This window comes from Hyphomonas sp. UBA3601 (genome assembly GCF_002375605.1).
Taxonomy (GTDB): Bacteria; Pseudomonadota; Alphaproteobacteria; order Caulobacterales; family Hyphomonadaceae; genus Hyphomonas.
This window is the reverse complement of record NZ_DFME01000148.1, coordinates 31,621-41,686: the sequence shown is the minus strand read 5'-3', so window position 1 is coordinate 41,686 and position 10,066 is coordinate 31,621. Positions and strand designations below refer to the sequence as shown.

Sequence of the window (10,066 nt, the reverse complement as noted above, 5' to 3'; positions counted from 1 at the left end):
TCAAAACACGTCGAAAGTGTTATCAAGGATGATCGCGTAAAAGGCGTTTCACTCACAGGCTCCGGCTCTGCAGGTGGAGCGGTTGCAGCAACTGCGGGCAAGGCCATCAAGCCCTCCCTTCTCGAACTTGGTGGATCCGACGCATTTATCGTCATGCCCTCCGCTGACCTCGAAAAAGCACTCGACACAGCCGTCAAAGCCCGGACCCAGAACAATGGTCAGTCCTGCATCGCCGCAAAGCGTTTTTTCGTCCACGCCGACGTTTATGACGCGTTCAAGAGCGGCTTTGAGGCTCGCTTCAAAAACCTCAAAGTCGGCGACCCAACCGAGGACGGGACCCATATTGGACCTCTTGCTACCGCGTCCATTCGCGATGAGCTCGTCGAACAGGTCGAAAAGTCGGTCAAGGCTGGGGCCACCGTTTTCCATGCGGGCAACACCCTGCCCGATACCGGAAACTGGTTTGATCCATGCATAGTGATCGGCGCTCCAGAGGGCAGCCCGTCAGCCGACGAGGAAATGTTCGGACCAGTCGCCAATCTCTGGAAAGTGAATGACCTGGACGAGGCCATCGGCCGCGCAAACCACAGTATTTTCGGACTCGGATCAGTCATTTTCACGCAAGATAAAGTCGAAATGGATCAGGCCGTCAGCGAATTGGAGGCTGGTGCCACGTTCGTCAACGCGATGGTCTCATCTGATCCTCGGATGCCGTTCGGGGGGATCAAACAGTCCGGCTATGGGCGAGAACTGGCCGCTGACGGCGTCAAGGCCTTCGTAAACCGCAAGACCGTGTTCATCGCCTGAACCAGACTGCGTTAGCGCCAGAGGGATTTTCTGGCACTATTCGCCTCGTGCTTGTCTGTGGCTGTTTGAAACACAGAATTTCGGTATAAGCCGCTGCGATGGACGACACACGCACGATTCCAGCCGATAGTGCCCTGCCCGGATGGCTGTCTGGCCTGCCGCTTGGCTGGCAACCCTATGCCATGCTGGCCCGGTGGGACCGGCCGGTGGGCATCTGGTTGCTCTATCTGCCATGCTTGATTGGTCTGGCATTCCAGCGATTGATTACGGGCGTTTATGTTTTTGATCTCGTCTGGGCGATCCTGTTCCTGCTCGGCGCGGTAGCCATGCGTGGAGCAGGCTGCACATGGAACGACATAACGGATCGGAACTTTGACGCCAGCGTGAGCCGCACAGCACTACGACCACTTCCATCCGGCGCGGTCACGCTAAAACAAGCCTACTATTTTCTCGGAGCCCAACTTCTGATCGGATTTACTGTCTGGCTCCTGTTGCCATTGGACGCAAAATTCGTCGCGCTACTATCGATACCGCTGGTCGTCGCATACCCCTATATGAAGCGCGTGACCTGGTGGCCTCAAGCCTGGTTGGGCCTGACGTTCAATTGGGGGGTCCTGGTTGGCGCGGCCGTTGCATCCCATGTCAGCTTTCCCGTCATCGTGCTGTATGCTGGCCTGATACTGTGGACGATCGCTTATGATACCATCTACGCGCTTCAGGATCGTGAAGACGACGCCCTGATTGGTGTCCGGTCCACCGCGCGCCTCTTCGGCAAGCGGGCAGTACTGATCAGCTTCTGCTTCCACCTCGGCGCAGCGGCGCTTATCGCCCTCGCAGCTGCCATGAATGAGGCCGGTCGAATAGGCGCGCTGACCGCGTTGTTATTCCTCGCTCACGGCGTCTGGCAGTCAGTGCGACTGAAGTCGAGCCGTGAGCAAGCCGCGCTTGCCGTGTTCAAATCCAACGTCTGGGCGGGCGCCCTTGTTGCATTTGGCTTCGCCCTGTCCGCCATGGCACCGGAGCCGACACAGAGTTCGCTATTTGCTGACCATGAGCTTGTTCCAGACGGTCCTCCTTCCACGATGAGCCTGCCCTTCGGGTTCGAGATGAAACATGCACGCCCGTCTCCTTCAGAATCTGGTGAGACTTGGTTTGCGAGTGCAGCCCTCAGAGCCCTAAAGCGCGAAGGCGTGATTGGACCGGACGAAGGCGCGCCCTCCGCACCTTGACCCCTTCAAGGTGCGACGCATGCGCTCGCCCCTGTCCGACCCCGTTGTCTCCGCAGCAAAAAGGCGAGATCGAAGAGTATGACCTCTTATGACCAAACGCCGCCGCCATTTTCCGAAGACAGCCTGGATCCATCTGACTGGAATACCTTTCGCAAGCGGTTGCATGCCATGGTCGACACTGCCGTCGATAAGATGGAGCATACGCGCGAAGGCAGAGTCTGGACGCCGCCTCCCGAGGATATGAAAGACGCTTTCAGTCTTTCGGAAACCGGCCTGCCGCCGGAAAGTGTAGACTCTATTATGCGGGAGTTGCTGCCATATGGTGTCGGAAACACGCATCCGCGCTTCTTCGGCTGGGTGCATGGGGCAGGCACACCGTCCAATCTGGTTGCAGATATTATCACAGCGGCGATCAACGCGAATACTGGCGGTCGCAATCATGGTGCGATTGAGGTGGAGCGCCAACTGATAGACTGGTGCAAGCGTCTCTTCTCTTTTCCGCAGGATGCGAGCGGCCTGATCGTTTCAGGCACATCAATGGCGACCATCATTGCACTGAAGGCCGCACGTGATGCCCATCTCGACTTTCACAGTCGCGCCGAAGGCATGGGGACACACAGACTGGTCGGCTACACATCCAGTGAAGCCCATGCCTGCATTGCGCGGGCATTCGACTTGCTCGGCCTAGGCACCGCTGCATTGCGCAAGATCCCGGTTACGCCAGCACATCAAATCGATGTCTCGGCGTTGCAGGAGGCGATAACAGCAGATCGCGCAGCAGGATTCGAGCCCTTTCTGGTCGCAGGCACGTGCGGCTCGGTGAATGCAGGTACCGTCGACGACCTCGCCGCGCTGGCGGAAATGTCGGAAGCAGAAGACCTGTGGTTCCATGTTGATGGCGCATTCGGTGCACTCGGCATATTGAGCGACCGGTTGCGTCCGCATCTGAACGGGCTGGAGCGTGCGGACTCAATTGCTTTCGATTTTCATAAATGGCTTCACGTGAATTACGATGCAGGTTGCATCCTGATCCGCTCGGGCCAGACGCACTTGAAAACTTTCTCAGACCGTCCGGATTATCTCAAATCAGCAGACCGCGGGCTGGCCGCGGGTGGTACTTGGCCGGTTGAACTCGGGCCAGAATTATCGCGCGGGTTTCGGGCGCTTAAAGTCTGGGCGCAGATCGCCGAGCATGGTGAAGCCAAGCTTGGCAGGCTGATCACTCAGAACTGCGACCAAGCCGCTTATCTGGGCGAACTGGTTCGGACCACACCTGAACTGGAGTTGCTGCTTCCTGTCTCAATGCAGATTTGTTGCTTTCGATATCTGCGCGAAGACCTGTCCGATACAGAATTGGACGAGCTGAACGCGGAGATTGTCGTCCAGCTGCAACTGCAAGGTATAGCCGCACCTTCGACCACGAAGATAAATGGGCGCGTGGCGATCCGCGTGAACATCACAAACCACCGGACCCGGCGCTCTGACCTGGACCTGCTTGTTCGCGAAATCCTGCGAATTGCGCGGGAAGTTCTGAGTTCTGACTGACACGTTATTTGCGTCTGGGCAGATGCATACCTAGATTGGTCGCATGACACTTGTAATCGAAATGGTATCGGACCTGGTTTGCCCCTGGTGTTGGCTTGGCAAGCGCAGGATGGACGACGCAATCAAACTGGTCCCGGAACTGGACGTGGAACTGATCTTCCGTCCTTTTGAACTGGACCCGACAATTCCTGTCGAAGGCGTCGACTACAAGGCGCATATGAAGGAGAAGTTCGGCTCTGATTCCGGAAGGGATCGCGCCAACACCATGCGTGACGCCCTGATCCAATACGGACAGGAAGAAGGCATCCCTTACCAGTTCGACCGGATCACGCGCCGCCCGAACAGTTTCAATGCGCACCGCCTTGTGCGCTGGGCACAGGGTCAGCAGAAGGGTGCAGAAGCCAAGGAAGCGCTTTTCAAGGCATACTTCTCCGATGGACGTGACATTGGAGAGACCGAGGTACTGGTCGACATTGCGCGTGAGATCAATCTCGACCCATCCATTGTCGCTGAATTGATGCCCACCGATGCCGACGTCGAGAATGTCCGCAACGAAGAAGCCCTGTTCCAGCAAATGGGCATAAGCGGTGTGCCGACATACATCGCGCATCGACGTATCGCCGTTCAGGGGGCCGAGACCGCTGAAAAGTTGGCGAAGTTTCTCCAACACGCCGCAACGCAGTTACCGGAAGAACGCCCAGCCCAGGGCTGATCAGACGATCTACCACTCCCAAAACGCAGAACGCCGCCCCGAAAGGGCGGCGTTCCTGTTTGCCTAACTGTCGGTTCGGTTAGTGAACCATCGCCGCCTTGAGGCTTTCGAGATAATCGTAGTGCTCTTGCAATGCGAGCTTGGCGCTGTCGCCCTTATCCAGCGACTGGATTTTCAAAAGCGTCTCGTCGAGCTCCTTCTGGACATCCTCGACTTTCAGCTTGTCCAGCATGCGGGCTTCTTCCGCCAGAATGGTCAGGCCTTCGGCCGTCACATCGGCAAAACCACCACGCACAAAGATGCGCATCTTGACAGTGTCGCCTTCCAGAACACGAACAACACCATTCTTGAGCGTGGTCATGAACGGAGCATGGTTTGCAAGCACGCCGAACTCACCTTCCGAGCCGGGGGCAATCACGTGATCCACCTCGCCGGAGAAAAGTTCTCTGGCGGGAGATACGAGTGAGAAGTGGAGTTTGTTGGCCATTCGTCCCTGTCCGTTATCGCTTAGGCGTCAGCCAGCATCTTTTCAGCTTTGGCTTTCGCCTCATCGATATTGCCGACCATGTAGAAGGCCTGCTCTGGCAGGTGGTCATACTCGCCCGCGATCAAGCCTTTGAATGCCGTGATCGTGTCTTCGAGTTTCACCTGCACGCCCGGCGAACCGGTGAAGATTTCAGCCACATCGAACGGCTGCGACAGGAAGCGCTCAACCTTACGGGCGCGAGCCACGGCCAGTTTGTCGTCTTCCGACAGTTCGTCCATGCCGAGGATGGCGATGATGTCCTGCAGTTCCTTGTAGCGCTGCAGGATTTCCTGCACGCCGCGCGCCACGTTGTAGTGGTCTTCGCCGACGACCATCGGGTCAAGGATACGGCTGGTGGAGTCCAGCGGGTCCACAGCGGGGTAGATGCCCTTTTCAGAGATCGCGCGGTTGAGAACCGTGGTCGCATCAAGGTGGGCAAACGATGTGGCAGGCGCAGGGTCGGTAAGGTCATCGGCCGGCACGTACACGGCCTGGACCGAGGTGATCGACCCCTTGTTCGTCGAGGTAATGCGTTCCTGCAGCATACCCATGTCGGTTGCCAGCGTGGGCTGGTAGCCCACAGCGGACGGGATACGGCCCAGAAGTGCGGACACCTCAGCGCCGGCCTGGGTGAAGCGGAAGATGTTGTCGACGAAGAACAGAACGTCCTTGCCCTCTTCATCGCGGAAGTATTCAGCCTGGCAGAGGCCCGTGAGGGCGATACGGGCACGCGCGCCCGGAGGCTCGTTCATCTGACCGTAGACCAGTGCGATCCGGCTCTCGCCTTCCAGGTTGATAACCTTGGATTCGATCATCTCGTGGTACAGGTCGTTTCCTTCGCGGGTCCGTTCACCGACACCGGCGAACACCGAGTAGCCACCGAACAGTTTCGCGATGTTATTGATCAGTTCCATGATCAGAACCGTCTTGCCCACACCGGCACCGCCGAACAGGCCAATCTTGCCGCCCTTCACGTATGGGCAGAGCAGGTCGATGACCTTGATACCGGTGACGAGCACTTCGGATTCGGTCGATTGGTCGACGAATTCAGGCGCTTCTGCGTGGATCGAGCGGCGCATGTCTGTATCTACCGCGCCGCGTTCGTCGATCGGCTCACCGATCACGTTCATGATGCGGCCGAGTGTGGCCGGGCCGACGGGAACCATGATTGGAGCGCCGGTATCGGCAACTGCCTGACCGCGCACGAGCCCCTCAGAGGAGTCCATGGCGATGGTGCGGACCGTGTTCTGGCCGAGGTGCTGGGCAACCTCAAGCATCAGGCGGTTGCCATTATTGTCGGTTTCGAGCGCGTTGAGGATGGCGGGCAGTTCGCCGTCGAATTCGACGTCGACAACAGCACCGATAACCTGGGACACGCGGCCTTTAGCGTTTGCGGGAGTGCTCATGCGGGTCGTCTCCTTTGGAGCGGGTATATGGATACAGTCTTGGCCATTTAGAGTGCCTCAGCTCCGGAGATGATCTCAATCAACTCCTTCGTGATCTGGGCTTGGCGGGCGCGGTTATATTCCATCGACAGCGAGTCGATCATCTCGCCGGCATTGTTGGTAGCATTGTCCATCGCCGTCATGCGGCTGGCTTGTTCGCCGGCAGCGCTTTCCAGTATCGCAGACAGGATCTGCGTGTTGATGTAGCGCGGCAACAGTGTCTCGAGAATGGCTTCTTCGGATGGCTCATAGATATAGAGTGCATTGCCGAGATCGACCGTTTCTGCATCCTCTGGCGCAGACGCCGGGATCAATTGTTGAGCCGTCGGAAGCTGGCTGAGCACGTTTACGAATTGGGAATAGACCAACGTGGCGACGTCGAACTCACCTGCTTCGAATTCATGGGTCAGCAACTTTCCGAGGCTAATGGCGGACTCCGAGAAGTCCCCGCCCTTAACGCCGGACAAATCAATATGGTTGACGATGAGGTCGCCATATTCGCGGGACAGCTGTTCGCGGCCCTTCTTGCCAACCGTGAGAATTTTCACGGTTTTACCCTCGGCGCGCAGCTCACCAATTTTTTGCTTGGCAAGCTTTACGACATAGGTGTTGAAGCCGCCGGCAAGGCCACGTTCCGCCGTCAGAACGACGATCAGGTGAGTCTTGTCCTCACCGGTTCCGGTCAGGAGTTTTGGTCCGCCCGCGCCAGCCGAAGCTGAGAGGTTGGCCAGAACCGAGGCCATGCGTTCGGCATAGGGCCGCGCAGCTGTCGCGGCGTCTTGCGCCCGCTTCAGCTTTGCTGCCGCGACCATCTGCATGGCCTTCGTGATCTTGCGCGTGGATTTCACGCTGCTGATCCGGTTCTTGAGGTCCTTCAAGCTGGGCATGTCAGGCCTTCTGGTTCTTCGTTCTCAATCTGCGGGTGATATCAGGCGAATTTCGCCGTGAAGTCGTCGAGCGTCTTTTTGATGCCGGCTTCGATGTCGTCCGTGAGGGCTTTTTCCTCACGAATTTTCGACAAGAGATCCGTCTTGGCACCGCGAATGTGAGCAAGCAGCTCTTTCTCGTACCGGGTGACGTCTTTCAGCTCGACCTTGTCGAGATAGCCGCGTGTACCGGCATAGATCACGAAGACCTGTTCTTCCATCAGCAACGGCGAGTATTGTGGCTGCTTCAGGAGCTCGGTCAGACGCGCACCACGGTTCAGCAGGCGCTGAGTTGCGGCGTCGAGGTCAGAGCCGAATTTCGCAAAGGCAGCCATTTCGCGATACTGAGCGAGTTCACCCTTCATCGAACCGGCGACCTTCTTCATCGCCTTGGTCTGAGCAGCCGACCCCACACGGGACACCGACAGGCCGACGTTCACAGCTGGGCGGATACCCTGATAGAATAGGTCCGTTTCAAGGAAGATCTGGCCATCGGTGATCGAGATCACGTTCGTCGGGATGTAGGCCGACACGTCGTTGGCCTGGGTTTCAATGATTGGCAGGGCCGTCAGGGAGCCGTTGCCAGCCGCATCGCCCATTTTGGCGGCGCGCTCAAGCAGGCGGCTGTGAAGGTAGAACACGTCGCCCGGATAAGCTTCGCGACCTGGAGGACGACGCAACAGCAGGGACATCTGGCGATACGCCACAGCCTGCTTGGACAGGTCATCATAAATGATCAGGGCATGCATGCCGTTGTCGCGGAACCACTCACCCATGGCGCAGCCGGTGAAGGGTGCAAGGTACTGGAGCGGAGCCGGCTCGGAAGCCGTTGCGGAGACGACGATCGTGTAGTCGAGGGCGCCGCGCTCTTCGAGTGTCTTGACGACCTGGGCCACGGTAGAACGCTTCTGACCGATAGCGACATACACACAGAACAGCTTTTCGCTTTCGCTCTTGGCGGCGTCATTGGTTGGCTTCTGGTTCAGGATGGTGTCGATACACACGGCGGTCTTGCCGGTCTGGCGATCACCAATGACGAGTTCGCGCTGACCGCGGCCAACCGGGATCATGGCATCAATAGCCTTGATACCCGTCATCATGGGCTCGTGAACGGATTTGCGCGGGATGATGCCCGGGGCCTTTACGTCAACACGTGCGCGCTCAGCAACGTCGGTCAGCGGGCCCTTGCCGTCGATTGGCTCACCCAGCGGGTTCACGACGCGACCGAGCAGGCCTTTGCCTACCGGCGCGGCCACGATCTCGTCGAGACGTTTGACGGTGTCGCCTTCCTTGATCGAACGGTCGTCGCCGAAAATCACGACGCCGACATTGTCGCTTTCAAGGTTCAGCGCCATGCCTTTGATGCCGCCGTCGAATTCAACCATTTCGCCAGCCTGTACGCTGTCGAGACCGTAGATGCGGGCGATACCGTCGCCAACTGACAGAACCTGACCGACATCGGAAACTTCAGCTTCAACGCCAAAGTTTTCGATCTGCGATTTCAGGATGCCCGAAATTTCTGCTGGTGAGATGTCCATCGAGCTACTCATGCTCCCTTCATGGCGGTGTTCATGCGATCAAGTTTGGCAGCAAGGCTTGCGTCAACGAGCTGAGAGCCGATGCGCAGCTGAATGCCGCCGATCAGCGAGGGATCAACCTCACTGGACAATTCGACCTCGCCGCCAACGGCCTTTGCGAGGATAGATTCGATACGCTGGCGCTCGGCACCAGACATTTCCTTTGCGGTTCGAACAACGGCGCGCTTCACGCCGCGCTGTTTCGCATACAATTCGTCAAAGGCGATTTGGGCACCCAGAATATCCTGAGAACGGCCATTGCGTGCCATTACGCCCACGAAATTCACGAGAAGTCCGGAGAAGCCGGCCTTTTTCATGATTGCCGACAGGCCAGAAACTTTTTCATCTGCAGAAAAGGCCGGAGACGCCATCAGTGTGGCGAGGTCTTTAGCCTCTCCCGGGAGCTTTGCAAAAGCCTGAAAATCCTTGTGGACACTGGCGAGCTCACCCTTGTCCTGAGCAAGGTCGAACAGAGCGCTGGCATAGCGCCGGGCAGCTTCGCTCGCTTGTGTCACTTTAGATGCAGCCAAGGTTCTGTCGTCCGTGGTTGAGTCGGCCAAATCGACCGGAAATACAAAGCAAGGCACCGCACCCTTCGGCACGCGCCCATACAAACTGTGCGCCGCTTAGCATCAGTCTTTCAGCCTGACAACAGAGCCAAAGACGCAATGTATGCGGCGAAATGGCATTCACTGCAAAACCATGGGCTTACAGGAAAGAGTAAGGATCAATGTCGACTGACATCCTCACCGCATTTGGCAGCCTCAACCGAGCGATCCATGCTGCCATATAGGCTGAAAGGTCAATGTTCTTGGGCGATTTCACGAGAAAGCGCCGACGGTGACGGCCCCTGAGCACGGCGATTGGAGCGGGCGCTGGCCCGAAAACCTCAACGCCCTCACCATTGGGCGCTTGCTGTATGATTTGCAGCGCGATTTCATCCACTTGCTGCGCAGACGGCGCAGACAGAATCATTGCGGCGAGTCGTCCAAATGGCGGGAGGCCAAGTTCCGCGCGAACTTCCCGCTCGATCTGCAAAAATCCGTCACGGTTATTGTCGGCCAGCGCCATCATGGCAGGATTGTCGGGCGCATAAGTCTGAACCAGTGCGCGCCCGGGGCGCTCGGCCCGCCCTGCCCTGCCCGCAACCTGGCTGAGCAATTGGTAGGTCCGCTCACCAGCGCGCAAGTCTCCGCCCTTCATGCCGCTGTCAGCATCTACAACACCAACCAGGGTAAGATTTGGGAAATTGTGTCCCTTGGCCACGATCTGCGTGCCGATCAGGACATCAATTTCACC

10 protein-coding genes are annotated in these 10,066 nt (G+C 57.8%); 4 read left to right on the top strand and 6 right to left on the bottom strand.

Annotated features, from left to right (window positions below):
- The 4 genes from B4F73_RS16695 to B4F73_RS16680 all read left to right on the top strand — a co-directional run.
- A partial coding sequence (locus B4F73_RS16695) for an aldehyde dehydrogenase family protein (RefSeq protein WP_290483839.1) occupies positions 1 to 807 on the top strand: 807 nt, incomplete at its 5' end.
- A gap of 98 nt (positions 808 to 905) precedes the next feature.
- The gene (gene ubiA / locus B4F73_RS16690) at positions 906 to 2,036 is read left to right on the top strand and encodes a 4-hydroxybenzoate octaprenyltransferase (protein WP_290483838.1); all 1,131 of its coding nucleotides are present in this window, start codon (positions 906 to 908) and stop codon (positions 2,034 to 2,036) included.
- A 78-nt stretch (positions 2,037 to 2,114) separates the two neighbouring features.
- A complete protein-coding gene (locus B4F73_RS16685) occupies positions 2,115 to 3,581 on the top strand; it encodes a pyridoxal phosphate-dependent decarboxylase family protein (RefSeq protein WP_290483837.1) in 1,467 nt (488 codons plus the stop codon).
- A 43-nt stretch (positions 3,582 to 3,624) separates the two neighbouring features.
- Positions 3,625 to 4,293, top strand: a complete 669-nt coding sequence (locus tag B4F73_RS16680; RefSeq protein ID WP_206990670.1) for a DsbA family oxidoreductase — start codon at positions 3,625 to 3,627, stop codon at positions 4,291 to 4,293.
- Between the two features lie 79 nt (positions 4,294 to 4,372).
- On the opposite strand, the gene B4F73_RS16675 is transcribed toward B4F73_RS16680, so the two are convergent.
- The 6 genes from B4F73_RS16675 to B4F73_RS16650 form a co-directional block, all read right to left on the bottom strand.
- The gene (locus tag B4F73_RS16675; protein ID WP_206990671.1) at positions 4,373 to 4,780 is read right to left on the bottom strand and encodes a F0F1 ATP synthase subunit epsilon; all 408 of its coding nucleotides are present in this window, start codon (positions 4,778 to 4,780) and stop codon (positions 4,373 to 4,375) included.
- A 20-nt stretch (positions 4,781 to 4,800) separates the two neighbouring features.
- The gene (atpD, locus tag B4F73_RS16670; protein ID WP_290479583.1) at positions 4,801 to 6,225 is read right to left on the bottom strand and encodes a F0F1 ATP synthase subunit beta; all 1,425 of its coding nucleotides are present in this window, start codon (positions 6,223 to 6,225) and stop codon (positions 4,801 to 4,803) included.
- 47 nt (positions 6,226 to 6,272) lie between these two features.
- Positions 6,273 to 7,151 (bottom strand): F0F1 ATP synthase subunit gamma, encoded by an 879-nt coding sequence (locus B4F73_RS16665; protein WP_290479584.1) that lies wholly within the window; start codon positions 7,149 to 7,151, stop codon positions 6,273 to 6,275.
- A gap of 41 nt (positions 7,152 to 7,192) precedes the next feature.
- Positions 7,193 to 8,728 (bottom strand): F0F1 ATP synthase subunit alpha, encoded by a 1,536-nt coding sequence (gene atpA / locus B4F73_RS16660; RefSeq protein WP_206993225.1) that lies wholly within the window; start codon positions 8,726 to 8,728, stop codon positions 7,193 to 7,195.
- Positions 8,729 to 8,736: 8 nt separating this feature from the next.
- Positions 8,737 to 9,297: an ATP synthase F1 subunit delta gene (atpH, locus tag B4F73_RS16655; RefSeq protein ID WP_034815795.1), complete on the bottom strand. Its 561-nt coding sequence runs from the start codon at positions 9,295 to 9,297 to the stop codon at positions 8,737 to 8,739.
- 178 nt (positions 9,298 to 9,475) lie between these two features.
- On the bottom strand, positions 9,476 to 10,066 hold a 591-nt coding region (locus B4F73_RS16650; RefSeq protein WP_290483836.1), incomplete at its 5' end, for a helicase-related protein.

Bases quoted from the DNA above. Each gene is read 5' to 3' on its own strand.
- ubiA (WP_290483838.1), top strand. From the start codon at position 906: ATGGACGACACACGCACGATTCCAGCCGATAGTGCCCTGCCCGGATGG.
- B4F73_RS16685 (WP_290483837.1), top strand. From the start codon at position 2,115: ATGACCTCTTATGACCAAACGCCGCCGCCATTTTCCGAAGACAGCCTG.
- B4F73_RS16680 (WP_206990670.1), top strand. From the start codon at position 3,625: ATGACACTTGTAATCGAAATGGTATCGGACCTGGTTTGCCCCTGGTGT.
- B4F73_RS16675 (WP_206990671.1), bottom strand. From the start codon at position 4,780: ATGGCCAACAAACTCCACTTCTCACTCGTATCTCCCGCCAGAGAACTT.
- atpD (WP_290479583.1), bottom strand. From the start codon at position 6,225: ATGAGCACTCCCGCAAACGCTAAAGGCCGCGTGTCCCAGGTTATCGGT.
- B4F73_RS16665 (WP_290479584.1), bottom strand. From the start codon at position 7,151: ATGCCCAGCTTGAAGGACCTCAAGAACCGGATCAGCAGCGTGAAATCC.
- atpA (WP_206993225.1), bottom strand. From the start codon at position 8,728: ATGGACATCTCACCAGCAGAAATTTCGGGCATCCTGAAATCGCAGATC.